The organism is Streptomyces sp. Tu6071, assembly GCF_000213055.1.
In the GTDB taxonomy this organism is placed as follows: domain Bacteria; phylum Actinomycetota; class Actinomycetes; order Streptomycetales; family Streptomycetaceae; genus Streptomyces; species Streptomyces evansiae.
In genome coordinates, this window is sequence record NZ_CM001165.1 from 262,128 (window position 1) to 286,686 (window position 24,559).

Sequence of the window (24,559 nt, forward strand, 5' to 3'; positions counted from 1 at the left end):
GTTCACTCCACTCGGGGGACGGGTGCGTTCCGAAGGGCATACCCGCGTCTGCCCCGAGACGCGGCCCGGAGACCCGGCGTCACCCCAACGCGGCCGATGCCCCGTCACGCCCCGGGTCGGCCGAACGCGGCGACCGCACCGAACGCCTCCTGGGTCACGACCCCCAGCGGCTCGCCGTCGGGATGGAGCGCCCAGTACTCCAGAGCCGTCGTGGCGACGTTGACGAGCATCCCGGCGAGCGCTGCGGCGACGACGCCCTCACCCGGGCCGGCCCCGACACGCTCGGCGACAACGGGGGTGAGGAGGTCCTGTGCGCGGCGGCCCGCCGCGAGCCAGCGGGCCTTGAGCGCGGGCTCGGCGAGCATGACACGCGCCGTGCGCCGCGTATCGGCACCGTTGACGGAGCTGCCGGCGAGGAGGGCTGTCCGGGCGGCGTCGACGAGGGGTTCCCCCGACGGCCGGGCCGCGAGCGCGCGCACCAGTTCCTCGACCCCCTCCGTGAGCAGCGGCGTAAGGACTTCCTCCTTGACGGCGCAGTGCCGGTAGAAGGTGCGCAGCGAGATCCCCGCCGCCGCGGCGATCTGCTCGACAGTCGTCTCACCGAAACCCTGCGCGTCGAACAGTTCGATCGCGCGTAGCGCGATCTCGCGGCGTACCGAGGCACGTCGCCGTTGCCGCAGGTCGGGCCGGGGCGCGGTTCCCGCGCGGTTCTCGTGCTGCGTCGCTCCGCTCATGACCGGCGTCCCGTCCCTCGTGCCCACTCGATCCGCGTACCCGGTTGCCATTATGGCAGGACAGTCACAGTTGGCATGTTGTGCCACATCGACGTATCGTGCCAAGTGGAGCGATCCTCTCCGTTTCGCTCCTCGTGGAAAGCGGACGAAGACCGCACAACCGAAGGAAGTGGTCAACGATGACCGGAATTTCGTTCGAGGGGCGCGTGGCGATTGTCACGGGCGCGGGCGGCGGGCTGGGCCGCGCTCACGCGCTCGACCTCGCCGCACGCGGGGCCAAGCTGGTCGTGAACGACCTCGGCGGTTCGATCGCCGGTACGGGCGGCGGTTCCGCGATGGCCGACGAGGTGGTCGCCGAGATCGTCGCGGCCGGTGGTGAGGCCGTGGCGAACTACGACTCGGTGGCCACACCGGAGGGTGGCGCGGCGATCGTACGGAGCGCCGTCGACGCCTTCGGTACTGTGGACATCCTCGTGAACAACGCCGGCAACATCCGTAACGCGCCGTTCACCGACCTGAAGCCCGAGGCAATCGAGGCGCTGTTGGCGGTGCACGTCAAGGGCGCCTTCTACGTGACCCAGCCCGCTTTCGCGGTCATGCGCGAGAAGGGCTACGGCCGGATCGTTTTCACCGCGTCCGCGGCCGGGGTCTTCGGCAGCCCCGAACAGGCGAACTACGCGGCGGCCAAGAACGCCGTCCTGGGTATCTCCAACGTCGTCGCGCTGGAGGGCGCGCCGCACGGCATCACGTCCAACACGATCCTCCCCGTCTCCGACTCGCGGATGATCGCGGACATGAACCCGGAGACCCTCGCGGGCGTCCCGAAGACCCCCGCGCACCGTGAGCCGGAGATGATCACCGCGATGGTGAGCTACCTCGCGAGCGAGGCGAACCCGTACACGCACGAGGCGTTCTCGATCGCGCGTGGGCGCTACGGACGTGTCTTCACTGGCGTGACCGAGGGCTACACCGTCCCGTTCGAGGCCCCCGTGGCGACGGCCGACGACATCGCGGCGCACATCGACGAGATCCGCGACCGCGCCGTGTACCACGTGCCGGGGTCGATGGTCGAGGAGTTCTCGCTGGTGCCGTGAGCGCTGTGTGCGGGCGGGACCGACACCCGTGGGCGGCGGGACGGACAAGTGCCGTACGCGGCCGCGCCGGTTCGGGCCCGATGAAGGTGCGCGCGGCACGGCGGCCCCGCACGGTACGGGCATCGTCGTGCCATGCGGGGCGGCCGGGCAGCGTACGGACGGGAACGCCGCGCACTGCTCCGGCAGGTCCCCGGGACGTACGGCGGGCCTCAGGGCGATGGGGTTGCGCAGGGTGACTCCGTGGGCTCGGGGGCCTCGGTGGGTGTCGCCTCGTCGGCCGGCGGGGGTGCGGTGGTGCTGTCGGAGGGGCAGGCGCTCGGTGAGGGGGTGCCGGGGTCCTCGGATGCCGTGGGGTCCGGGGTCCCGGACGGGGGTTCCGACGGCGGTGTCGATCCGGTCGGTGAGGAGCCCGGGTCGGAGGGGCTCGGCGAGGGATCCGGGCTGCCGCCGGAGGACGGGTCGGGGGACGGACCGGTGGGCGGGGCGGACGTGGTGCCGGGCCCGGGGCTCGGCTTCCCCTCCGGCTCCTCGCCGGGCTGCGGCCCGATCACGATGCCGCCGCCCTTGTTCCCCTTGCCCCCGTCGCCGACAGGTGCCGTGGCCTCCCGGTCGCCCCCGGCACCCGGGCTCTTCGGCACGACGCCCGTCCCGTCCGGCACCGCGTGCACCCCGTCGCGGTAGAACGCCAGCCAGCGCAGCACCAGTTGGAGGTAGTCGCGCGAGTAGTTGTAGCTCAGGACCGCGCGCTCCAGGCCCCCGCCCGTCGCCAGGTCACGCCCGCCCGCGCACAGGTAGCGGCCGGCGCCGAGTGCCGCGTCGTAGATGTTGTTGGGGTCCGCGCGCCCGTCGCCGTTCCCGTCGGCGCCCCAGCGCCGCCAGGTGCCGGGGAGGAACTGCAGGGGGCCCACCGCCCGGTCGTAGACGGGGTCGCCGTCCCAGGCGCCGTTCTCGGTGTCGCGGATGAGCGCGAAACCGTCACCGTCGAGGGCGGGCCCGGTGATGCGGTGCCGGGTCGTGCCGTGCGCGTCGACGTCGCCGCCGCGCGCCTGCCCCGACTCGACCTGGCCGATCGCCGCGAGCAACTGCCACGGCAGGTGGCAGCCCGGCCGGGAGTGCGCCAGGGAGGACTCGGCACGCTGGTAGGCGGCGAGCACGGTCGCGGGCAGCCCGGACGACCTGCGCAGCGGCACTTCCACGACCGGGATCCGCGCCCCCGGTGCCTTCAGCGGATCGACCGGCGGTGATTCGACGTGGTAGGAGTCGTCGCCCTGCGTCGGGACCTCGGGCAGCGGCGGGAGCGGCGCGGCCACCGGGCTCGGCGCGTCCTTGTGGTGCTTGGTCAGGCCCTCGACGAGCGCGGGGGCCTGCGAGGCGTTGAGCAGGGCGGTCGCGGCGACGGCGACCGCCGTACCGCGCAGGCCGCCGCGCAGACGACGGCTGCGGGGGCGCGGGATACGCAAGGGGCGCATGGGGGTCTTCCCTTCGTGTACGTCCATCTCCGGTCGGTCCTGCCGCGGAACGGGGCGCGCCCGCGCGTTCAGCACTTCGGTCCTGGGCCCCTCGGCCCTGGAGCTGCTGGTCCTTCGGCCGTTCAGTCCCCGAAGGTGTCCAGCGCCGAGACCTGCCAGCGTCCTTCGCGCCGCACGAGGTCGACGGCGAGCATGGCGCCCGCGTAGTTCGCGGCGGCGGGGGCCTTGGCCGCCGTACTGGTGCTGCTCTGGTCGGCGAAGACCAGGACGCGGGCGCGGTCGCCCTCGATCCGCTCCACCGCGCTGTCCGTGACGGTCGTCGTGACGACCGTCTTCTGCTTCCCGGCCGCCGCGAGCACGGGCGCGAGCAGCGTCCGGTGCTGGGCGACGGCCTTCCCCGTGAGCCAGCGCGCGGTGGCCTTGTCCATCGCGCCCGGGTCGGCGTGGTCGTAGGAGAACAGGGCGTCGACCGCCTTCCCGGCCTGCCCCTTGACCTCGCTCGTGCGGGCCGCGTCGGTGAGCGCGGTGTTCCGGGTGGCGGCGGTGTCGCGCAGGGCGTCGGCGCGGGTGGTGGCCCAGCCTGCGAAGGCGCCGAGGAGGAGGGTGAGCAGGCACAGGGCGGCGACGCCTCGCGCGAGTCCGAGGGGCCGGGCCGCACGCGGCGCGACGGCCGAGGGGGCCGAGAGGGAGGTATCGGAGGCGGCCTCGGGATCGTCGGGTCCGGGATCGACGGGTTCGGAATGGGCCGCATCCCCGGACAGCGAGCCCCCGCCGGTCTCCTCGGGAAGGGTCTCCCCGCCTGATTCCCCGTCCCGGGGACTTGGCGCGGGCCGTGTCGTCTGAGCCGTCACGGCCGCGAGTCTGCGCTGCCGGTTGAGGTGGTGGCGGGTGGTGTGGCGCGTCGTGGACATCGTGGGCTCCTTCGCGCCGCTCAGTCGGTCTCGGTGCTCGCGGTGCCGCCGACCGGGGCCTGCCCGAGGGCGCTCAGCTTCCACGTGCCGCGGGTGCGGGTGAGTTCGCCGAGCATGCGGCTGTCCTTGTCGGTGGTCTTCTGGCCGGAGGCCCGTACGGTCACGCGGAGGGCGACCATCACGCGTGCCTTCCCAGCGCGTTCGTCGAGTTCGGTGACGGCCCCGTCGAGCACCTTCGCGGTGCTGACCGTCCCGGCGGTGCGCACCTGCTCCTCGAAGGCGTCGCGCCCCTTGACGAGCTGGCTGTGCAGGTCGCCGGTCGTGGAGGACTCCCACAGGTCGAGGCCGCGCGCGAAGTGGGCGTGGTCGAGGGTGTTGAGGTTCTGCACGGCCTGCTCGCCCGCTTCGAGCGCGTCGTCGCGCGCGGCGGCGTAGGAGGGCCCGTCGTCGTGCGCGGCGCCGTACCAGGACCAGCCGGCCCAGGCGGCGAAGCCGCCCGCGACCAGGGTGAGGGCGAGCGCCGCGAGGAGCAGCGGACGCGTGAGCCGGTTCATGCGGGTCCTTTCAGCGAGCGGTCGAGCGAGGGGGCGGCGGGTGGGGGCGGGGTTCACTGGACGTTCTCAGCGGGCGGTGAGGTCGACGACGCGCCAGACGCCGTCGTCCAGCCGGGCGGTGACGGAGAGCTGCGCGGCGCTCGTGGTCGCCTTCTCGTCCCCGCGCCGCGCGGTCTGGTCGAGGAAGACGAGGAGGTGCGCGGTGTCCCCGCGCAGGCTGACGACGCCGACGCGGACGGACTGCGTGGAGAGCGTCACGCGCTGGGTGCGGACGTCCTCCCTGACCCTGCCGAGCAGCGCCTCGTACTGCCGGGCCGCCTTCCCCGCGAGCGCGGCCCTCGCGGAGCGCTCGGTCCCCGCCATGCCGTCCGGCGTGTAGGAGAAGATCCGGGCGAGCGCGTTGCCGACGTCTCCGCTCACCCGGTCGCTCGCCTCGGCATCGGTGAGCGCGTGGTTGGCAGCGCCGGAGGTGTGGCGCAACGAGTGCGCCTGCTGGAGGAGCACGCACCCGGCGAGCAGGAGCAGTACGGACCCGAGCGCGACGGCGAGCGTCCGGCGGCGCGCCCACCACGTACGGACCGGCCGCGCGTCCTCGGCGCCGTCCTCCGCCGACGCGGGACTGGCGGCCTCGGCGACGGGAGTCCCCTCCCCGGCGGCGGCCTCCACTCCCGTACCGGCCTCCTGCCCCGCACCGGCCGCTCCCGCTTCCGCACCGGGCTCCTGCCCCGCACCGGCCGCTCCCGCTTCCGGCTCCTCCCCCGCCCCAGCCGCTTCCGCCCCGCGCTCGCGCGCCCACACCGGCGTCCCGCGCTTCATCGCGTCACCTCCGAAACCGCCACCGCCGACAGGCCCTTGACCTTCCACTCCCCCGAGGAGTCCCGCGTCAGGACCGCTTCCAGGCGTTTGCGGTCGGTCGTCGGTTTCCCCGCGTCCGGCGCCGTCGTCTCGACCCTGAGCGTCGCGATGAGGCGTGCCGTGCCCGCGTGGGTGTCGAGCGCCGTGAGCGCCGCGTCCGTCACGACGCCGCGCGAGGAGGCGCCCTTCGCCGGTTTGACGCGGGCGAGTTCCGTACGCAACGGACCGGCGCTGACCGTTTTCCAGCGGGTCACGCCCGCCTCGGCGCGGGCCCGCGAGGAGGCGTCGAGCGTCGAGAGCGTCGCGACGGCGGCGCGTCCCTCGTCGAGGGCGGCGTCGCGGGCCCGCCCGTACGCGAGGTCGTCGTCGGTGCGGGCCCGCGCGTACGACCACGTGCCCGCCGCGCACACCGCGAGCGCGAGCGCGATCCCGAGTCCGGCGAGAACGCGCCGCACGAGCCGCGTCCGCGCACGGCCGCCGGGCCGCTCCCGTTCCGCGGCGCCCGTGGCGTCCGTGGCGTCCGCGCCCTCGCCGTCCGTCCCGCTCGCCGTCTCCTGCGCACGACGCGCTTCCGTCCCGCTCACGAGTTCCTCCGTGCTCACGATGCGCTCCCGACGCCGAGGAGGTCGGCCATGTCCCCGCCCGTCGACGCGGCCCCGCTCTCGCGCACCGAGGGCAGCGCGAGCGCCCCGGGCCGGACCGGTTCCGGCACCGCGCCGCCCTTCGGGGCGTTGGCCGAGCCCCGCACCTGGACGCCGCTCGACGCGGGCGCGGTGCAGCGCGCCCCGGTGTTGAGCGCGGGTGCGGGGCTCGTGTCCGTGCCGAGGCGGTAGCGCGTGCCGCCGTAACCGGCCGTGCAGGGAAGGGGCTTGAAGAAGGTGACGGCCATGCCGAGGTTGAGCTTTCCGCCGTCGACGGCGGTGGAGCCGATGGCGACCGCCTGGGGCAGTTTGACGAGCAGTTCCTCCGTGCCGCGCTGCCGGGTGACGGCGACCTCGGAGGTGGTGAGGAGGTTGGCGAGGACGACGCCGATCTCCGGATCGAGGTCGCGCAGGACGCCGCTGATCTGCTCCGACGCGCCGGGCGCGGCCATGATGAGGCGGCGCAGGTCGGCGTCGGAGCCCTTGAGGGTCGCCGCGAGGTCCTTGGCGCCGCGCGCGAAGGACTTGATCGCCTCCGCCTCCTCGGCCTGCGTGCGCAGGACCGTCCGGCCGTCCTCGATGAGCGCCCGCGTCTGCGGGAAGGAGCGGTCGGCGGCGCGCACGAAGTCGGAGCCGTTGTCGAGCAGCACCCGCAGGTCGTCGCCGCGCCCCTCGAACGCCTTGCCGAACTCGTCGACGACCGTGCGCAGGTCGTCGAGCGGTACGGAGGTGGTCAGGTCGTCCACGCCCGAGAGCACGTCGGTGACGGGCCGGGGCACGGAGGCGGCGGAGGCCGCGAGGCGGGAGCCGTCGCCGAGGTAGGGGCCGCCGTCGCTCTCGGGGCGCAGGTCGATGTACTGCTCGCCGACGGCCGACAGGTCGGCCACGACCGCTTCGGCGTCCTCGGGGATGCGCGGCGCGGACTTCTTGATGCGCAACTGGGCCTCCACGCCGTCGGCGGTGAGCCCGATGTCGCCGACGCGGCCCACGGAGACGCCCCGGTAGGTGACGTTGGCGTGCGTGAACAGGCCGCCGGTACGCGGCAGTTCGACCTTGACCGAGTAGTAGTCGGCCGCTCCCACGTACCGGCCGAGGTCCGCGTAGCGCACGCCGAGGTACGCGAGCACGAGGACGGCGACGACGACGAAGGCGATGTTCTTGAGCAGCGTGGCGCGGGTGATCACGGGGTGCCTCCGCTCGTGGTCGCGGGCAGGGGCAGCGGGCTGCGGGGCGAGGCGCCGGGGCTCGTCGGGGAGTTCGCGGACGGGGAGCGCGAGCCGCTGGGCCCGGAGCCCTCCGGGGTCGCGCTCCCGGATGCCGCGCCGTGCGATGCCGTGCTCTGCGACGCCGTACCTCGCGACGCCGTGTCTTTGGGCGCCGTGTCCTTGGACGCCCCGTCGTCCGTGGCCCCCTTCTCCCCCGAGGGTTTCCCCGCCGACTTCCTGAGCGCGTCGCCGCCCTGCGTGGGCCCGCCCGGAGCCCCCGCGCCGTCGTCGGGGTCCTGCGGCGCGAGCGGTGGGATCAGGGTCGTCCCGTCGGCCGCGGTGATGTGCAGATACGCGTTGAGGTAGTCCCCGTGGACCCCGTTCAGGACCTCGTCCGTGAAGGGGTACGTGAGGAGCACCTGGAGCGAGTCGGGCAGGTCCTTGCCCGCGTCGGCGAGGGAGCGCAGGCTCGGCGCGAGGGCTTTCAGGTCGGCGACCATGTCGGCCTTGCTCCTGTCGATGGTGTCGACGGCGACGTCCTGGAGGCGGTCGAGCGAGCGCAGCATCGTCATGAGCGATCCCCGCTGCTCCTCCAGCGTCTTGAGTCCGGGGGCGAGGTCGTCGAGTACCGCGCCCACGTCCTGTTTGCGGTGGGCGAGGGTCGCCGAGAGCCGGTTGACGGCGTCGAGCGCGGCCGTGATGTCGCTCCGGTGGTCGTCGAGGTCGGTGACGAGCGTGTCGACCCGGCGCAGGGTGGAGCGGACCTGGCTCTCGCGACCGCCGACGGCCTTGTTGAGTTCGGTGGTGATGGACTTCAGCTGGTTGACGCCGCCGCCGTTGAGGAGCAGCGACAGCGCGCCGAAGACCTCCTCGACCTCGGTGTCGCGGGCGGTGCGGGAGACCGGGATGCGGTCCCCGGAGCGCAGCCGCCCGCCGCCGTCCTCGGGCTCGACGAGCTGGACGTACTTCTCGCCGAGCAGGCTGGACTGTTCGAGGCGGGCCCCCGTGCCGGAGGGCAGCCGTACGTCCCCGTTGATCCGGAGCGTGACGCGGGCCGTCCAGCCGTCGTCGGCGAGCGAGATGGCGGTGACACGGCCGATCGTCACGTCGTTGACCTTGACGTCGGACCGGGGGACGAGGTTGAGGACGTCCTTCATGTCCGCGGTGACGGTGTACGGGTGGGAGCCGAGGTCGGCGCCGCCGGGCAGCGGCAGGTCCTCGATGCCGTCGAAGCCGAGCGCGGGGACGGGGACGATGCCGAGGGTCAGGCACAGGGCGAGTACGGCGGCGGCCCCCGTGCCGCCCCACAGTCCCGCCGCGGTGGACCGCTTCACGCTCACTCACCCCCCACGGCGGGCAGGGGCAGCATCGGGCCGCCCTCGGCCACCTCGTTGAGGTTGGCGCGCCCGGTGAGCGTGCGGGTCCTCGGGTCGTACGCCTTGACGAGGTTGCCGGCCGCGAGCGGCGCGGTGTCGAGTGCCTCGGCGAGCGATTTCCGCTGGTCGACGAGGGTCTGGGTGAGAGGTACGAGACGGTCCACGTTCTTCTTCAGCTCGCCGCGGTTGTCCTGGACGAAGGTCTTGACCCGGCCGAGCGCGGTGCCGAGTTCCTTGAGCGCCGCCGCGAGGTCGTCGCGGTCGTCGGCGAGGTAGGTGGTGACGCTGTCGAGGTTCTCCTGGGCCGTGCGCACCGAGCTGTCCTGGTCCTTGAGCATCGTGGTGAAGGACTGCAACTGGCTGAGGGTCGTGAAGAGTTCCTCGCTGCTGCCGTCGAGGGTCTTCGCGGCCTTGCCGAACTGCTCGATGCTCTCGCCGATCGCCGCGCCGTTGCCCTTCAGGTTCTTCGCGCCCGTGTCGAGGAGGTCGGACAGGGCGCCGTCCGCGTTGGCGCCCTCGGGCCCGAGCGCCTTGCTCAGGTCGGTGAGGGAGTCGTAGAGCTGGTCGATCTCGACGGGGATGCGGTTGCGGGAGAGCGGGAGGACGGCGCCGTCGCGGAGCCGGGGGCCCTTGGTGTAGGCGGGGGTGAGCTGGACGTAGCGGTCCGCGACGACGCTCGGGGCCACGGCGACGGCGCGCGCGTTCGCGGGGACGTCCACGCCGTGGTCGATGTCGAGTACGACCCCGACCTTGGTGCCCTGCGGGCGCACCGCGACGACCTTCCCGACGCGGACCCCGAGGATGCGCAGGTCGGAGCCCTCGTACACGCCGACGGCGCGGTCGAAGTACGCGGTGACGCGCGTCCCGCCGGGGCTCGCGGCGCGGACGCCGTAGACGCCCGCGGCGGCGAGGAGGACGAGGACGAGCCCGCCGACGAGGAAGCGGCGGCGCGTGGACCAGGGGTGCGTGGGCCGGGGGTGCGTGGTGCCGCTCACTGGTCCCCTCCCTTCTTCGTCTCGTACGCGCCGTTCCTCGGCGGCACGCAGGACGCCTCGGGCCGCGCGGACGCGGGCAGGAAGTCGCGCGGGATGGCGCCGCACAGGTAGCTGTCGAACCAGCGGCCGTTGCCGAGCGAGTTGCCCATGAGCCGGTAGTACGGGCCGAGCAGTCCGAGGGTCCGGTCGAGCCGGCCCTGGTTCTCCTCCAGCACGTCGGTGACGCGGCCGAGGGCCTTGAGCGTCGGCCGCAACTGCTCCTCGTTGTCGGCGACGAGGCCGTTCAGCTCCTTGCCGAGCGCCTTGCTGCCGCTGAGCAGGGCCTTGACGGCGGTGCGCCGCTGCTTCAGCTCGCCGAGCAGGGAGCCGCCGTCGTCGATGAGCGTCTCGAAGCTGGACTTCCTCGTTTCGAGCGTCTTGGTGAGCTGTTCGCTCCCCTTGAGGAGGCGGGCGAGTTCGGCGTCGCGCGAGGACACCGTCCTGGAGAGCGCGGAGAGTCCCTTGACGGCGGTCCGCACGTCGGGCGGGGAGTCCTTGAAGGTGTCGGAGAGCGTCTCGAAGCTCTTGGCGAGCTGTTCTGTGTCGACCTCGTCGATGGTGCTGCCGAGGTCCTGGAGCGCGCTCGTCACGTCGTACGGGGACGTGGTGCGCGAGAGCGGGATGCGGCTGCCCGGGTCCTGGCGCCCTGCGCCGAGCGGGTCCAGGGCGAGGTACTTGGAGCCGAGGAGGGTCTTGATGGCGATGGCGGCGGTGGTGCGGTCGCCGATCCACGTGTGCGCGCCCCGTACCCGGAAGGCGACCTTCACGCGGTCTCCTTCGAGGCCGACCGAGGTGACCTCGCCGACCTTGACGCCAGCGATCCGCACCTCGTCGCCCTCGTCGAGCCCGGCGGCCTCGCTGAAGTCGGCGGAGTACGTGGTGCCGCCGCCCACGAGGGGCAGGCTCGTCGCGTTGAAGGCCGCGTACAGGACGAGGGCGAGCGCGGCGAGGCCGACGAGTGCGACGGCGACGGGGTTGCGTTCCTTCACAGGGGTGAAGCGCGGTCGCTTCGCCGGCGTCATGACTGGCACCTCGCTTCGGTGACGGGGATGCCGGTGGGCGGCTTCGATCCGTCGGACATGGTGAGTCCGCCGACCTTCGCCTCGCACAGGTAGAGGTTGAACCAGGACCCGTAGGAGGACAGGCGGGCGAGGGTGGTGAGCTTGGTGGGCGCCTTGTCGAGGAAGCTCTCGATCTGCGGGATGCCGTCGCCGAGCGAGTCGGAGAGGCGGCCGAGCTGATGGATGTCGTCCTTGAGCGGTTTCCTGGCGTCCTGGAGCAGTCCGGCGGTGACGGTGGTCAGCTCGCCCATGGCCTGGACGGCCTCGCCGAGCGGTTTCCGGTCCCCGTTGAATCCGGAGACGAGTTCCTTGAGCGTGGTGACGAGGTCGTCGAACCGGTCCTCGCGGTCGTTGATGGTGTCGAGCACCTGGGTGAGGTTGCCGATGACCTCGCCGATGACCTTGTCCTTCGCCGCGACCGTGGTGGAGAGCGAGCCGACGTGCTCGATGAGGCTGTCCACGGTGCCGCCCTCCCCCTGCAGCACCTTGACGATCGACCCGGCCAGCTCGTTGACCTGCGCGGGGTCGAGCCCTTCGAAGAGCGGTTTGAACCCGTTGAAGAGGAGGGTGAGGTCGAGGGCGGGCGTGGTGCGGCTCAGCGGGATGGTGGCGTTGCCGGGGAGTTCTCCCGTGGCGGCGCCGGTGCCGCGCTCCAGCGAGACATAGCGCTGGCCGACCATGTTGAGGTACTTCACGGAGGCCGTCGTGGTGGCGGGGAGGGCGCGGTCGCGGTCGACGGTGAAGGTGACCTGGGCCGTGCGGTGGTCGACGACGCGTACGTCGGTGACCTCCCCGACCTTGACGCCCGAGATCCGCACGCCGTCGCCGTCGATGAGCCCGGTCACGTCCGAGAACAGCGCCTTGTACGTCGTCGTGTCGTCGCCGACGCCGGTGTTGGCGATGGACAGGCCGAGCACGGCGGTCGCGACCCCGGTGACGAGGACGAAGACGAGCGATTTGACGATCGCTCCCGTGGGGGGCCTGCGGTGCGGGAAGGAGTCCTTGTCCCTGCTCACTTCACCCTCACCTCCGTGCCCCGGAAGACGGGGCCCGCGAGGAGGCTCGACCAGTCGGGAAGCTCCTCGGCGGGGGACTCCGCGTCGGGTGCGCGCGTGCCGGCCCCGGCGCTCTCGGGGTTCTTCGTGCTCCCGGTGCTCTTCGTGTCCTGGGCGGGCGCGCTGAGCAGTTCGTTGACGAGGTCGTTCTCCTGCGGGGAGTTGACGGGCCCGAGGTCCTTGTCGGCGGACGCGCTCGCGGTGGCGGCGGGGCGGGTGCCGCTCGCCTCGCCGAGGTAGGGCGCGGAGTAGCAGTGCGGGCCGCCGGAGGCGGTGTACGCGGGGGTGTCGCGCCCGGGTCGGTAGGCACCCCTGGACGGCACGGTCGTGACCTCCACGTGGACGCCGGGGTGGCCGGTGCCCTTGCCGAGGGCGCGGTCCATGCGGGGGGCGAACTCGGTGAGCGCGCGGAGGGTGCAGGGGAACTCGGCGGAGTACTCGGCGAGGAGCTGGAGGGTGCCGCGCGAGGTGGTCGAGAGGCGGATGATCGTGTCCTTGTTGGCGCGCAGGAAGCCGTCGACGTCCTCGGCGGCGCGGGTGGTGCCCGCGTAGGCGGCGGAGAGGTCGCTCTCCTTCTCGGCGAGGGTGCCGCTGGTGGTGGTGAAGTCCTGGAGCGCGTCGACGATGCCGGGCGCGGCGTCGGCGTACACGTGCGACACCGTCACGAGCTGCTTCAGGTCCTCGTTGAGCGCGGGGAGTTCGGGGTTGAACCTCTTGAGGTGCGCGTCGAGTTCGGTGAGGGTCTCGCCGAGCTTGTCGCCGCGTCCGTCGAGCGCCCGCGAGACGGCGGAGAGTGTCGCGGAGAGCTTCTGCGGCTGGACGGCGGTGAGCAGCGGAAGGGTGTGGTCGAGGACCTGCTGGAGTTCGATGGCGTTCGCCGAGCGGTCCTGCGGGATGACGGCCCCGGCGCCGAGCGGCGTGCCCGGCTTCGAGGTGTCGGCGACGAGTGCCACGTACCGCTCGCCGAAGAGGGTGGTGGGGAGCATCTGGGCGCGGACGTCGTCCGGGACGGACTTGAGTGCCCCGGGTTTCATCGCGAGGGTGAGGCGGGCTCCTTGCCGCGAGGCGTCGATGGCGCGGACCTCGCCGACGACGACGCCGCGCAGCTTGACCTCGGCGCCGATGTGCATCTCGTTGCCCACGCTGCCGGTCTCGACGACGACGCGCGGGTCGTCGCTGAAGTCCTTCTGGTAGACGGCGACGGCGAGCCAGATGAGCAGGGCGGCGACGACGAGGAAGGCGATGCCCGCGAGGCGCAGGCGCAGGGTCCGCATGTCAGCCCGCCACCTTCACCGTCGTGGTGGCGCCCCAGATCGCGAGCGAGAGGAAGAAGTCGGTGACCGCGATGAGGACGATGGCGTTGCGCACCGAGCGGCCCACGGCGACGCCGACCCCGGCGGGCCCGCCCTGGGCGCGGAAGCCGTAGTAGCAGTGGGCGAGGATCACCATCACGCTGAAGACGAGCACCTTCAGGACGCTGAGCAGCACGTCCTCGGGGACGAGGAAGAGGTTGAAGTAGTGGTCGTAGGTGCCCGAGGACTGGCCGTTGAAGACGACGGTGACGACGCGCGAGGCGACGTAGCTGGAGAGCAGGCCGAGCGCGTAGAGCGGGATGATCGCGACGACGCCCGCGATGATCCGGGTGGTCACGAGGTACGGCATCGCGCGTATGCCCATGCCTTCGAGCGCGTCGACCTCCTCGTTGATGCGCATCGCGCCGAGTTGCGCGGTGAACCCGGCGCCGACCGTCGCGGAGAGGGCGAGACCGGCGACGAGCGGGGCGACCTCGCGGGTGTTGAAGTAGGCGGTGACGAAGCCGGTGAGCGGGGCGGTGCCGATCTGGTCCATGGCGGCGAAGCCCTGGAGGCCGACGACGGTGCCGGTCGCGGCGGTCATGCCGATCATGACGCCGACCGTGCCGCCGATGACGCTGAGGCCGCCGGAGCCGAACACCACCTCGGCGAGCAGGCGCTGCACCTCCTTCGCGTACCGCGCGAGCGTGCGTGGAATCCACAGCAACGCGCGCAGGTAGAAGAGGAGTTGGTCGCCGCCGCGGTCGAGCCAGGCGAATGGGGATGCCATGCGTTCAGCCTCCCTTCGGCGGAACGATCTGGAGGTAGACCGCCGTCATCGCCATGTTCACCACGAGCAGCAGGATGAAGGTGATGACGACGGACTGGTTGACGGCGTCGCCGACGCCCTTGGGCCCGCCGCGCGGGTTGAGCCCCCGGTAGGCGGCGACGATCCCGGCGATGAGGCCGAAGACGAGCGCCTTGAGTTCACCGACGTAGAGATCGGGGAGCTGGGCGAGGGCGGAGAAGCTCTGGAGGTAGGCGCCCGGGGTGCCGTGCTGGAGGCCGACGTTGAGGAAGTAGCCACCGAGGGTGCCGACGACCGAGACGAGGCCGTTGAGCAGCAGCGCGACGAACATGGTGGCGAGCACGCGGGGCACGACGAGCCGCTGCACGGGCGAGACCCCCATGACCTCCATGGCGTCCAGCTCCTCGCGGATCTTGCGCGAGCCGAGGTCGGCGCAGATCGCCGAGCCGCCCGCCCCCGCGATGAGCAGCGAGACGATGAGCGGGCTCGCCTGCTGGATGACGGCGAGGACGCTGGCCCCGCCGGTGAAGGACTGCGCCCCCAGCTGCTGCGTCAAGCTGCCCACTTGGAGCGCGATGACGGCGCCGAAGGGGATCGACACGAGCGCGGCGGGCAGGATGGTGACGCTCGCGATGAACCAGAACTGCTCGATGAACTCGCGGAACTGGAAGGGCCGCCGGAAGATCGCGCGCAGCACCTCAAGGGTGAGCGCGAAGAGCCTGCCGGTCTGGCGGAGCGGGCCGAGCAACGGGTTCGGGGGGCGCGGCGGCGCGGGCGGCGGCGTGCGCACGGCCTCCAGGGGGACGGTGGGCGGCTCGGGCGGCGGGGCGGGGCGCTCGTCGATGCTCATGAGGCCGCTCCGGGCCCCGTACGCGCTCTCACGAGGCACCCCCGTGGTGCGCCCACGCGCTCCGCTCCCAGCCGTAGGCGGCGCGGATCGCGGACTGCGCGCGCTCGGGCAGGGTGTGCAGCAGCCCCCGTACGCGCTCCCGGCGCCGCGCCACGGCGGCGCGCTCGCCGAGTCCGGCACTCGGCTCCAGCTGCGGGACGAGCGCCTTCGGTTCGGCGGGCGGGGTGGTCGCGGCGGCCTCGGCTGCGAGCGTCGCGGCGTCCTTCTCCTCGGACATCCCGATGGGACCCGCCTTGCTGGCGGTCAGGAACTGGGCGACGACCGGTTCGCGGCTCGTGAGGAGCACTTCGCGCGGGCCGAAGGCGACCAGTTCGCGACGGAAGAGCATCCCCATGTTGTCGGGCACGGTCGCGGCGATGTCGAGGTTGTGCGTGACGATGAGCATCGTCGCGTCGATGCGGGTGTTGAGGTCGATGAGGAGCTGGGAGATGAAGGCGGTGCGCACCGGGTCGAGGCCCGAGTCGGGCTCGTCGCACAGGATGATCTCCGGGTCGAGCACGAGGGCCCGCGCGAGGCCCGCGCGCTTGCGCATCCCGCCGCTGATCTCGCCGGGCAGCTTGCCCTCCGCGCCGACCAGGCCGACGAGTTCGATCCGCTCCATGACGATGCGGCGGATCTCGGCCTCCTTCTTGCGGGTGTGCTCGCGCAGCGGGAAGGCGATGTTGTCGAAGAGGTTCATCGACCCGAACAGGGCCCCGTCCTGGAACATCAGGCCGAACTTCTTGCGGGCCTCCATGATGTCCCGCTCCGGCGAGCGCGCCATGTCGACGCCGTCCACCAGGACGCGACCGTGCTCGGGCTTGAGCAGGCCGATCAGCGACTTGAGGAAGACGGTCTTGCCCGTCCCCGACGGACCGAGCATGACGCTGACCTCCCCCGCCGGCAGCGTCAGGCTGACGTCCTGCCAGATGGTCTGCCGGCCGAAGGACTTCGTCAGCCCCTCGACCCTCACTTCGATTCCCATCGCCTTCTCACCTTCAGCGAGCGGACTCGGCAGCGCACCGTAATGCTCTTCGCACGTGCCGAACAAGATCCCGGAACAATCACTCCGAGCCTTCCCGGAGAACTTGTCATCCGCTGATAAAAGAACACGTCTCCCCTGTCAGCGAATGAGCGGAACAAGCGGCGGGACCCCGTCTCGCCGGGGGTGGGCGAAAGACGGGACCCCGCCGTGGAGAACCGGCCGAGAAGGAGGGCCCGGGTCCGTTTCTCCGAGAACTCCCGACCGGCGGGAGGGCGCCGGCCGGGAGAGAGGCAATCCCCCGGAAGGGACGTTACGGCCGAGTAACCTCGGCTCGCAACAGCCGTTCACGAAGTATTTCCTTACCGGATTTCCGGGGGCGGGCTGATGGCGCCGGGAGGCGAAAGGGGATGCGGGTTTGTCGCCGGGTGACAAGCGGCCGGGGGCGGGCGAGGGTCGCCGCCGGGAGCGCTCTCGTCACTTGGCCGCCGAGTGCCAGTACCGCGAGAACGTCCTGCCCTGGTTCGGGGAGGCGCTGCCGGGGTCGGTGAGCGTGGCCAGGTAGGTCGAGGCGCTGTTGAGCGTCAGCGAGTTCTTGCCGGAGGCGGCGGGCAGGCCGGACTTGAGGTTGACCGCCCAGTTGAAGGCGCCGAGGCCGAGCGGGCCGCAGCCGCTCGCTCCGGGCGCGGCGAAGGTGGTGTCCTCCTGGCCCGCGCCGGTCGCCGCGAGCCGGACCATCTCGCCGGTGTCCGCGGGCGTGCCGTTCGCGGTGAAGGACTCCGCCGCCACTCCCGGCGTGGTCTGGTTCTGCGGACGCAGCACGATGGGGGACGACTTGGTCCCGATGTAGCAGTTGCCGCCGATGAGCGGGTTCTGGAGGTGCACGCGGACCGGGATGGAGAGGATCGGCTGCTTCTCGCCGAGGCCCGCGAAGAGCTGGAAGTCCGTGGGGGTGCCGACCGGTTCGACGGTGGCGGTGACGCGGTTGAGGGTGCTGTTGGTTATCTGGTCGCACACGGCGCCGACCACGGGGACGGAACTGGGGCACATGAGGCCGAGCAGGCCACCGGGCAGGTCGGCGGGGTCGGCGACGAGCGCGCCGTCCGCGGGCGCGATCACCGTGTTGGTGCCGTCCGCGTGCGTGATGACTCCGGCCTGGAGGTCCGTCCTCCCGGTGGGGACGACGGAACTGCCGATCTTGATGACACCGCTCGACGAACTGGAGGAGATACAGGTGGCCTGGTCGTCGATCCCGTCGGCCGCGAGCATCGCGGCGTCGTCGACCGGGCAGCGGTCGAACGGCGCCCAGCGCCCGTTCAGCTGCGGCCCCGCGGCCGTCGACGTGCCGATGGACGCGATCGTCGCCAAGGCGGCGGTGGCGCTCAGTACGGTGAGGCGTCTGAGAGAGCTCATTCCGGTTTCCCTTCGGAGTCGGGCAACGCGAGCCCGGACGTTACTCACCGGAAACCTCGCGCGGCAATAAGCTCGCTGACGCATTTTCCATTACTCGCGCGTTTATCAGCGGGTGAGCATCGGGGACCCCGCCTTGCGCATCTGGTGAGTGTTTCCGCCCGGCGCCCCGGAAATCGTCACGCGTCGACAAAAAGCCGGGGCCCGTTGCTCGCCCCGGGGCAAGAAATTCGCCGATCAGGGCCCGAACGAGAGATTCTTTCCCTTTTCCATTGCGACTTCCGGTTACCAGCTCGTAACGTCCCCTCTCGAAGGCGACGAACAACGGCCTGTGCGACCGATCGGTTCGTTGACCTGGAGTGTGAGCCGCCGACCGCCCCTCTCGCGGGCGGTCGACCCGTGTCAGTACCCGAGCTCGTACGCCATTCGCTCCCCCGAAGGGACCCCTCGTGCGCAGATTCACCCGGAACACCGCCGTCGCAGCCGCCGCGCTCGCCTCGGCCATCGGCCTCTCCGTCTCCTCCGCGTCGGCGACCGCCACCGCCACCTACACCGTCACCCCCGGCGGGGCCTTCACGGCCAACGCCAGCAACCCCAAGCTGACCTCCGGCGCCGCCATCCTCAACTGCGCCTCCTCGCAGGCGAAGGGGACGCTGAAGACCGGTTCGGGCAACGCCGGGGCGAAGCTCGGCTCGATCACGAGCCTGACCTTCACCGGCTGTTCCGTCTCCGGCATCCCGTTCACCGTCGCCGCCGCCGCGAGCAGCAGCACGCCCTTCTACATCAACGCCACCGGCACGACGGCGAACCACATCGACGGCAACGTCAGCAACATCAGCGCCAAGATCACCGGCAGCGGCTGCAACGTCACCTTCGCCGGCACCACGAACGGCTGGTACGAGAGCACCACGAGCACGCTGCACGTCACCGGCGGCGGCTCGCTCGCCGCGCAGGCGGGCGCGAGCTGCCTGGGCCTCATCACAGCGGGCGCGCACGCCGACTTCATCGCCAACTACGCCCTGACCGCCTCCCAGTCGATCACCTCCCCGTGATCCCGTGATCCCGCGGTCCGTGAGCGCACGATCGCGGGGACGCCCGACCCCGTGAGCGCCTGATCGCGTGAGCGCGCCACCGCCCGTCACCGGCCCCCGGGCCCGTGACGGGCGTCGGCGTTCCCCTCGGCCGCACGGGCGGGCCCGGCCCACCGCCCTGAACTCCGGCGCACGCCCATGAACAGGCGCCCCGATCCGTCGTCCCGGCCCAGGGCGCAGATCCGGCGCCCCGGTCCAGCGCACAGATCCGGCGCCCCGGTCAAGCGCCGGGGTCCGACCGCCCGGCCCGAGCGCCACGAACAAGGAAGAGGACGTATGCGAGCAACAGGACGAGGCGCGGGCGCGCGGCGCGCGGCGCGTCCCGCGCGCGTGGCCGCCGCGACCGCGACGGCCCTGATGCTGGGGCTCCTGACCGGAACGGGCTCACAGGCCGACGAGGACTCCCCCACCACCGCCGATCTGGCCTACGCCTGCCGGTTCCCGGACTCCACCGGCGCCCCGGCGACGACCGTGGACGCGCGCGTGGAGGTGACGACCCGCCTGCCGGGGAGCGCCGTCCCCGGCAGCCCGATCGACGCGGGCACCGTGGAGGTCGCCGCGCACCTCCCGCGCGCCGCGGTCAGCGCCCTGTTCCCGGACGCGCGCGCGGTGTCCGGCTCGGCCGCGCTCGGCGTCGACGTCCGCCAGAACAAGGACCGGGCACGGGCCGACTGGTCGCTGGTGACCGCCGGGACGGAGCTGCCGGCACAGGGGGCGGAACTCGTCCTTCCCTCCTCCGGGAAGGTCCCGACGATCACCGTGAACTCCGCCGGGCGGGTCCTGCTGCTCGGCGGCGAGGCGCGTTTCGTTCTCCAGCCGGACGTCGGCGCGCCGGTGTCGCTCGCGTGCTCCCCCGCGCCGGGCCGGGAACCGCGCGTCGCGGAGATCGCCGTACCGGAGGACGCGGCCGTCCCCGAGGACACGCGGCCCGCCACACCCGGCGGGGACCACTCCTCAGGACCGGCGGCGCGGGAGGACGCCCGCGAGGACGACGTCACCCTGTCCCCCCAGGAGGACGAGCCCGCCGTCTCCTGGCCCGACGAGTGCGACGACATGCCCACCGGCGAGCTGGACACCAGCGTCTCGGCGCCTCCGCCCCCGTACCACTTCAATCCCATTCCGCTGGACGGCGTGCCCATGTGCGCCTACGCCGTCGGCATCAGCACCGTGCGCAAGCAGAACGGCTCGATGCTCATCAACGACCCGTCGGGGAAGCCCGCGCTGATGCGGGTCCGGGGTGTCGTCCGTTCCGACCTGGGCGACTGGGGCGCCGAACCGGGGTCCGAGGGCTTCAACCAGATCTGGTCGCTGGCCGAGATCCACCTGCCGGACGCCCGCGCCAGCTTCCTCAGCTTCGGCTACCTCCCGGTGACGGCAAGCGTGACCTTCGAGACGGGCAAGGTCACCATCCTCACCGGGCAGCCCCACATGAACGACCCGACCAGCGCGTTCGCCCGCATCGTCTTCCAGCAGTCGCTGCGTCTCCACGACGTCGTGGTCAACGGCACCCCGCTCGACGTCGGCCCCTCCTGCCGGACCGCGAAGAGCTTCCGCGTACTGCTCAACGGCGACATGAACTCGAAGGAGAACCCGTACGTGAACGTGTTCTCGGGCGGCCTGCTGACCGGAAAGGTCACCATTCCCGCCTTCACCGGCTGCGGCACCGCGGGCGAGAACCTGAACGGCCTGTTCACCGCGGCCATCAGCGGCCCGGACAACGAGCTGCGGATGAACCAGGCGCCCACGTGCGTGACCGGCGACTTCCCCTCCGGGTGCCCCCCGGTCGTCCCCGAGCTGCCCCGCCTCAGGCCCACGTCCTCCTGACCCCAACTCCCACCAGAACCCAACACACCTCACCATCAAATCCCGCACAACTTGTGTACAACAAGCGACAGTTGCTCTACCGTCAGTAGCTCCCACCAGAGGTTTCCCATCGGTACGCACCTGGCGGTCGCGAGGGCGCGGCTCCCTTTCAGGCGCCCTCGCGCCCGGCCCCACCCGGGCGCCCGGACAGCAAGGAGGCTGCCGTGCAACTGCCGGCCCGTACGAACGAGGTCGAGGACTCCCCCGGTCCGTTACCGCGGGAGTTCGCGCGGATCATGCGGCCCGAGATCCCCGGACTGATCAAGGAGATCGGGGTCGAGGTGACCCGCGCCTTCCCGGAGTACGCGGGGCTGCTCGACGGTCCGGACGAGGCGGCGATCCGGCAGGGGGTCGAGAAGAGCCTCAACGGCTTCGTCGACCGCGTCGCCGACCCCGGGGCCTCCACCGCGAGCCGGGACGAACTGCTCCGCAAATTCGGCCGCGTCGAGGCGTACGAGGGCCGCGACCTCAACACCCTCCAGAGCGCGTACCGCCTCGGCGCGCGGGTCGCGCTGCGCCGCGCGAAGTCCTTGGGCCGCCGCTTCGACCTCTCGCCCGAACTGCTCCTGACCTTCGCCGAGGCGCTGTTCTCCTACATCGGGGAGCTCGAAGCGCTGTCGCTGGAGGGGTACATGGAGGCGCGGGCGGGCGCGGGGGGCGAGATGGTGCGAAGACGACTCCTGCACCTGCTCCTGGCCGGTACCCCGCTCCATCACGCCACGATCAACGACCTGTGCGAGCAGGCGTGTTGGCAGGTGCCCGACGAGGTCACGATGGTCGCGCTGCGCGCGCCCGCGCCCGAGCACACCCAGGCGGGGCTCGCCGCCGACGTCCTCTCCGACCTCGGCGCGCCGCAGCCCCACTTCCTCGTCCCCGGTCCGCTCACCCCGGAGCGGCACACCATGCTGGAGACGGCGGTGCTCGACGGGCGCCTCGCCATCGGGCTCACCGTGCCCACCGCCCACGCGGCGGACTCGCTGCGCTGGGCCCGGCGCGCGCTCCAGCTCGTCGACGAGGGCGTGGTCCCCGACACCCCCTACCTGCGTACCGCCGACCACCTGATGGCCCTGTGGCTGCTCTCCGATCTGCCGCTCGTCCGCGAGGTCGCGCAGCGCGAGCTGTCCCCGCTGGCGAAGGTCTCGGGGACCCGCCGCACGCGGCTCGTGGAGACGCTGCACGCGTGGCTCACCACGCGGGGCACCGCGGACCAGGTGGGCGACGCCCTCGGTGTGCACGCCCAGACGGTCCGCTACCGGCTGCGCAACCTGGAGGCGCACTTCGGGCACCGCCTGGAGGACCCCGGGCACCGCTTCGCCATGGAGGCCGCGCTGCGCGCGCTGCACCTCCACGACGCCACCGGACCGGCGGGCGGTACGGCGGCGGACGGTACGGCGATCGCCTCCGCGCGCGGCACGGCGACCCCTCCCACGCGTCGCGCGCCCGCCCCGTAGGCGCCGCCCGCCGCGAGAGCCCGGCCCGCGGTTTCCCGCTCCGGGGGACCCGGACGGTGCCGCCGTCGGCGGGACGCACTCGCGCACGGGAGCCTGCGCGGCGACGGGCCGGGCGGCGAAGGGGGGTGCCACGGGTGGTCGTCGCCGGCTTCCTCCCGGGACGTCGCGGTGGGCCGCAGGCCAGGCCCGCTGTCGGCCCCATAGCGACGGACGCCATCCGCGCGGCGGATTCTGGCCGCGTGCCGCGACAGAGCGGCGCGCCGTCCCCGGTGGCTCAGCCCGACTTCGGCGGCTTGCGGGCGTCGAAGGCGAAGAGGGTGTTCTTGTCCGCGGCGACGACCAGGGCACCGCCCGCCACCGTCACGCGGGGGCCCGAGCCCTGCTCGCCCGTCAGTCCGTCGACCCGGGGATCGGTGGTCCACAGGATCTCGCCGGTCGAGGGCGAGAGCGCGACCACGCGCCCCGTGGCCGAGCTGAAGTACAGCGCGCGTTCGCCCGAGGCGGGCCCCGAGGCGCCCTCCACGGCGGTCTGCCGCGACCACTTCGCCCGTCCGCTCTCCGGGTCGATCGCGGTGACGCGCCCCGTCTGCCCGCTCACGTAGACGGTGCCGCCCGCCATGCCCGGTGTCCCGTCGTAGGTGCGCGCGAACGGGGCGTACGTGACCTTCCGCGTGGCCGGATCGGCCAGCGCCACGCCGTCGTAGCCGGTCGACGCCGGGCCCTCCTTGTGGACCTGGAGGAGGGCGAGACGGCCGCCGGTGGCACCGACCGGCACGACGGGGCCCTTCACCGCGAGGGCGCTGCCGAGCCGCCCCGAGGCGCGGTCGACGGTGTGGAGGGTGGGGTGGCGCACGTCCAGCGCGTCGATCTCGCCCTCCCGCGCGCACATGGCGAGGAGCCGGGTGCCCGCGAGGACGGGGGCGCACCGGGTGCCCGCGGGGAACGGGGTCTTCCAGGTGACGTCACCGCTGTGCGCGTCCCGCGCCTCCAGCTGGGAGCCGGTCGCGTCGACCGACACGACGGCCGTACCGGCCACGAGGGCCTCCTGGCTGCGGCCCGTCACGGCCTGGGACTGGGTGTCGGTCGGTACGGACCACAGCTCGTGGCCCGTTTTCGCGTCGAGCGCCACGACTTCCCTGCGCGGCTCCTGCGGGGCGTCCTCGGGCGCGAAGCGGTAGCCCAGCACGGTGTCCTGGGTGGCGCCCACGAAGTACAGGCCCTGGACGGGGACGCCCTGGCTCTTGACCGTCCACGCCCGCGAGCCGTCCTTGACGTCGAAACGGCTCGCGATCACGCCCCCTCCCCCGCAGAAGACGGCTTCCCCGCGCGCGACGCAGCGCAGTTCGTCGGGGATGTCCGCGCGCCCGCCCAGCACCGTTTGGCGCCAGGGCGCGAAGCCGTCCGGAGGCGCCGGGGCCGCGACCCCGCTGTTCTTGCCCTCGCCGGAGCCCGCCGCCGTCACCACGGCGACGCCCCCGCCCACGGCCGACACGGCGACGACGGCGGCGAGCACGGACCGCCAGCGGCGGCGCGGGCGGCGACCGTTGAGGGTGGTGTCACCGGGGTCGGCGTGGTCGCCCGGGACGTCAGGGACGACGGGGGCGCGAGCGGCGTCAGGGACGACGGGGGCGCGAGCGGCCTCAGGGGCGTCGGCGTGGGCGTCGGCGGTACGGGGCACCTCAGGGGAAGGAGGCGCTCCGGCGGGAAGGATCGCTCCGGCCGTACGGGACGTGACCTCGTCGTGCCGTGTCGTCACGTCCCGGGTGCGGCTCGCGCCGAGGCCGTCCCCGCCGACCGTGCCGAGGTCGGAGGGGAGGTCGCGGAGCAGGACGAGGAGTTCGTCCGCCGAGGGGCGCCGGTCCGGCTCCTTGTCGAGGCACAGCTCGACGAGCGCGCGCAAGGGCTGTGGCACCGCGTCGAGCGCGGGCTCCTCGTGCACCACCTGGTACGCCGTCATGTAGGGGCTGTCGGCGTCGAAGGGGCCGTGCCCCGTCACCGAGTAGACGAGCAGCGTGCCGAGCGAGAAGACGTCGGAGCGCGGCCCGACACCGCGCGGCGCCTGCAACTGCTCCGGCGACATGAAGGGCGGCGTCCCGATGATCCGCCCCGTCATCGTCAGGGTCTGCTGGTCCGCGGCGCGCGAGATGCCGAAGTCGATGACGCGCGGGCCCTCGGGCGAGAGCACGACATTGGAGGGCTTGAGGTCGCGGTGGACGACGCCGACGCGGTGGATGTCGCGCAGGGCCTCGGCGAGCCCGATGGCGAGCCTGCGCAGTTCGGCGCCGCCGAGCGGGCCCTTCGCGGCGATGTGCTGGCTGAGCGTGTCCCCCTCGATGTAGCTCGTCGCCATCCACGGCTGCTCGGCGTCGGGGGCGGCGTCGACCACAGCGGCGGTGAAGGCCCCGCTGACCCGTCGGGCGGCTGCCACCTCCTGCCGGAAGCGGGTGCGGAATTCCTCGTCGGCGGCGAACTGCTGATGGATCAGCTTGATCGCGACAGGGCGTCCCGAGCCCGTGCGCGCCAGGAAGACCGTTCCCATCCCGCCCGAGCCGAGGCGTGCCTCCAGCACATAGCCGCCGATCTCGGCCGGGTCCCCGACACGCAGCGACACTCTTCCCGCCCTCCAGTCCCCCGTGCGCCTTCGTCCCACGGGCCCGTGTACCTCTCCGGACCCAAACTAGCGGCAGGGTGGCACGGAACGGCAAAGCGGGTGACCCCCGCACCCGTCCCGGGGGCCCGGGGACTCGCGGCGGGCCCGCGCGACCCGCCGCCCCGCTCGCCCCG

The 24,559-nt window shown here is 72.7% G+C and carries 21 protein-coding genes; 4 read left to right on the forward strand and 17 right to left on the reverse strand.

Annotated features, from left to right (window positions below; all coding sequences use genetic code 11):
* Positions 1–104: 104 nt before the first annotated feature.
* Positions 105–734, reverse strand: coding sequence for a TetR/AcrR family transcriptional regulator (locus STTU_RS01065; RefSeq protein WP_052862286.1), 630 nt, complete (start codon positions 732–734; stop codon positions 105–107).
* A 179-nt stretch (positions 735–913) separates the two neighbouring features.
* Between STTU_RS01065 and STTU_RS01070 the strand changes: the two genes are divergently transcribed.
* A complete protein-coding gene (locus tag STTU_RS01070) occupies positions 914–1,828 on the forward strand; it encodes an SDR family NAD(P)-dependent oxidoreductase (RefSeq protein ID WP_007818912.1) in 915 nt (304 codons plus the stop codon).
* A gap of 209 nt (positions 1,829–2,037) precedes the next feature.
* Here the strand turns inward: STTU_RS01070 and STTU_RS01075 are convergent, their stop codons facing one another.
* From STTU_RS01075 to STTU_RS01145, 15 genes are all read right to left on the reverse strand, one after another.
* Positions 2,038–3,324 (reverse strand): lytic transglycosylase domain-containing protein, encoded by a 1,287-nt coding sequence (locus STTU_RS01075; protein WP_007818922.1) that lies wholly within the window; start codon positions 3,322–3,324, stop codon positions 2,038–2,040.
* Positions 3,325–3,419: 95 nt separating this feature from the next.
* Positions 3,420–4,208, reverse strand: coding sequence for a hypothetical protein (locus STTU_RS01080; protein ID WP_007818923.1), 789 nt, complete (start codon positions 4,206–4,208; stop codon positions 3,420–3,422).
* Positions 4,209–4,228: 20 nt separating this feature from the next.
* Positions 4,229–4,762, reverse strand: coding sequence for a nuclear transport factor 2 family protein (locus STTU_RS01085; protein ID WP_043253691.1), 534 nt, complete (start codon positions 4,760–4,762; stop codon positions 4,229–4,231).
* A gap of 66 nt (positions 4,763–4,828) precedes the next feature.
* Entirely contained in the window at positions 4,829–5,578 is a 750-nt protein-coding gene (locus tag STTU_RS01090) for a hypothetical protein (protein WP_234019107.1), read from the reverse strand.
* Positions 5,575–6,072, reverse strand: a complete 498-nt coding sequence (locus tag STTU_RS01095) for a hypothetical protein (protein ID WP_043256959.1) — start codon at positions 6,070–6,072, stop codon at positions 5,575–5,577. Before STTU_RS01095 ends, STTU_RS01090 begins: the two co-directional genes overlap by 4 nt.
* Before the next feature lie 143 nt (positions 6,073–6,215).
* Complete coding sequence (locus STTU_RS01100) at positions 6,216–7,442, reverse strand: MCE family protein (protein ID WP_043253694.1); 1,227 nt, start codon at positions 7,440–7,442, stop codon at positions 6,216–6,218.
* A complete protein-coding gene (locus STTU_RS01105; RefSeq protein ID WP_007818932.1) occupies positions 7,439–8,797 on the reverse strand; it encodes an MCE family protein in 1,359 nt (452 codons plus the stop codon). Before STTU_RS01105 ends, STTU_RS01100 begins: the two co-directional genes overlap by 4 nt.
* Before the next feature lie 2 nt (positions 8,798–8,799).
* Positions 8,800–9,834 (reverse strand): MCE family protein, encoded by a 1,035-nt coding sequence (locus STTU_RS01110; RefSeq protein WP_043253695.1) that lies wholly within the window; start codon positions 9,832–9,834, stop codon positions 8,800–8,802.
* A complete protein-coding gene (locus STTU_RS01115; protein ID WP_043253697.1) occupies positions 9,831–10,895 on the reverse strand; it encodes an MCE family protein in 1,065 nt (354 codons plus the stop codon). The genes STTU_RS01110 and STTU_RS01115 overlap by 4 nt, the downstream gene beginning before the upstream one ends.
* Positions 10,892–11,950, reverse strand: coding sequence for an MCE family protein (locus STTU_RS01120; RefSeq protein ID WP_007818938.1), 1,059 nt, complete (start codon positions 11,948–11,950; stop codon positions 10,892–10,894). Before STTU_RS01120 ends, STTU_RS01115 begins: the two co-directional genes overlap by 4 nt.
* A complete protein-coding gene (locus tag STTU_RS01125) occupies positions 11,947–13,263 on the reverse strand; it encodes an MCE family protein (protein ID WP_043253699.1) in 1,317 nt (438 codons plus the stop codon). The genes STTU_RS01120 and STTU_RS01125 overlap by 4 nt, the downstream gene beginning before the upstream one ends.
* Before the next feature lies 1 nt (position 13,264).
* Positions 13,265–14,071, reverse strand: coding sequence for an MlaE family ABC transporter permease (locus STTU_RS01130; protein WP_009070796.1), 807 nt, complete (start codon positions 14,069–14,071; stop codon positions 13,265–13,267).
* A 4-nt stretch (positions 14,072–14,075) separates the two neighbouring features.
* Positions 14,076–14,939, reverse strand: coding sequence for an MlaE family ABC transporter permease (locus STTU_RS01135; protein WP_010270820.1), 864 nt, complete (start codon positions 14,937–14,939; stop codon positions 14,076–14,078).
* A 28-nt stretch (positions 14,940–14,967) separates the two neighbouring features.
* Positions 14,968–15,963: an ABC transporter ATP-binding protein gene (locus STTU_RS01140; protein ID WP_043253701.1), complete on the reverse strand. Its 996-nt coding sequence runs from the start codon at positions 15,961–15,963 to the stop codon at positions 14,968–14,970.
* Positions 15,964–16,437: 474 nt separating this feature from the next.
* On the reverse strand, positions 16,438–17,373 hold the full coding sequence (locus tag STTU_RS01145; protein WP_043253703.1) for a hypothetical protein: 936 nt from the start codon (positions 17,371–17,373) through the stop codon (positions 16,438–16,440).
* A 446-nt stretch (positions 17,374–17,819) separates the two neighbouring features.
* Here STTU_RS01145 and STTU_RS01150 point away from each other — a divergent pair, with 446 nt between their 5' ends.
* The 3 genes from STTU_RS01150 (at position 17,820) to STTU_RS01160 (ending at position 21,775) form a co-directional block, all read left to right on the forward strand.
* On the forward strand, positions 17,820–18,422 hold the full coding sequence (locus STTU_RS01150; RefSeq protein ID WP_007818947.1) for a hypothetical protein: 603 nt from the start codon (positions 17,820–17,822) through the stop codon (positions 18,420–18,422).
* 315 nt (positions 18,423–18,737) lie between these two features.
* Positions 18,738–20,285 (forward strand): DUF6801 domain-containing protein, encoded by a 1,548-nt coding sequence (locus STTU_RS01155; RefSeq protein WP_007818949.1) that lies wholly within the window; start codon positions 18,738–18,740, stop codon positions 20,283–20,285.
* Positions 20,286–20,488: 203 nt separating this feature from the next.
* Entirely contained in the window at positions 20,489–21,775 is a 1,287-nt protein-coding gene (locus STTU_RS01160; RefSeq protein WP_007818951.1) for a helix-turn-helix domain-containing protein, read from the forward strand.
* A gap of 274 nt (positions 21,776–22,049) precedes the next feature.
* On the opposite strand, the gene STTU_RS01165 is transcribed toward STTU_RS01160, so the two are convergent.
* Positions 22,050–24,386, reverse strand: coding sequence for a serine/threonine-protein kinase (locus tag STTU_RS01165; RefSeq protein WP_007818953.1), 2,337 nt, complete (start codon positions 24,384–24,386; stop codon positions 22,050–22,052).
* Positions 24,387–24,559: the final 173 nt, after the last annotated feature.

Coding starts and splice junctions, on each gene's coding strand:
- STTU_RS01065 (WP_052862286.1), bottom strand. CDS start 734: ATGAGCGGAGCGACGCAGCACGAGAACCGCGCGGGAACCGCGCCCCGG.
- STTU_RS01070 (WP_007818912.1), top strand. CDS start 914: ATGACCGGAATTTCGTTCGAGGGGCGCGTGGCGATTGTCACGGGCGCG.
- STTU_RS01075 (WP_007818922.1), bottom strand. CDS start 3,324: ATGGACGTACACGAAGGGAAGACCCCCATGCGCCCCTTGCGTATCCCG.
- STTU_RS01080 (WP_007818923.1), bottom strand. CDS start 4,208: ATGTCCACGACGCGCCACACCACCCGCCACCACCTCAACCGGCAGCGC.
- STTU_RS01085 (WP_043253691.1), bottom strand. CDS start 4,762: ATGAACCGGCTCACGCGTCCGCTGCTCCTCGCGGCGCTCGCCCTCACC.
- STTU_RS01090 (WP_234019107.1), bottom strand. CDS start 5,578: ATGAAGCGCGGGACGCCGGTGTGGGCGCGCGAGCGCGGGGCGGAAGCG.
- STTU_RS01115 (WP_043253697.1), bottom strand. CDS start 10,895: ATGACGCCGGCGAAGCGACCGCGCTTCACCCCTGTGAAGGAACGCAAC.
- STTU_RS01125 (WP_043253699.1), bottom strand. CDS start 13,263: ATGCGGACCCTGCGCCTGCGCCTCGCGGGCATCGCCTTCCTCGTCGTC.
- STTU_RS01130 (WP_009070796.1), bottom strand. CDS start 14,071: ATGGCATCCCCATTCGCCTGGCTCGACCGCGGCGGCGACCAACTCCTC.
- STTU_RS01135 (WP_010270820.1), bottom strand. CDS start 14,939: ATGAGCATCGACGAGCGCCCCGCCCCGCCGCCCGAGCCGCCCACCGTC.
- STTU_RS01140 (WP_043253701.1), bottom strand. CDS start 15,963: ATGGGAATCGAAGTGAGGGTCGAGGGGCTGACGAAGTCCTTCGGCCGG.
- STTU_RS01145 (WP_043253703.1), bottom strand. CDS start 17,373: ATGAGCTCTCTCAGACGCCTCACCGTACTGAGCGCCACCGCCGCCTTG.
- STTU_RS01155 (WP_007818949.1), top strand. CDS start 18,738: ATGCGAGCAACAGGACGAGGCGCGGGCGCGCGGCGCGCGGCGCGTCCC.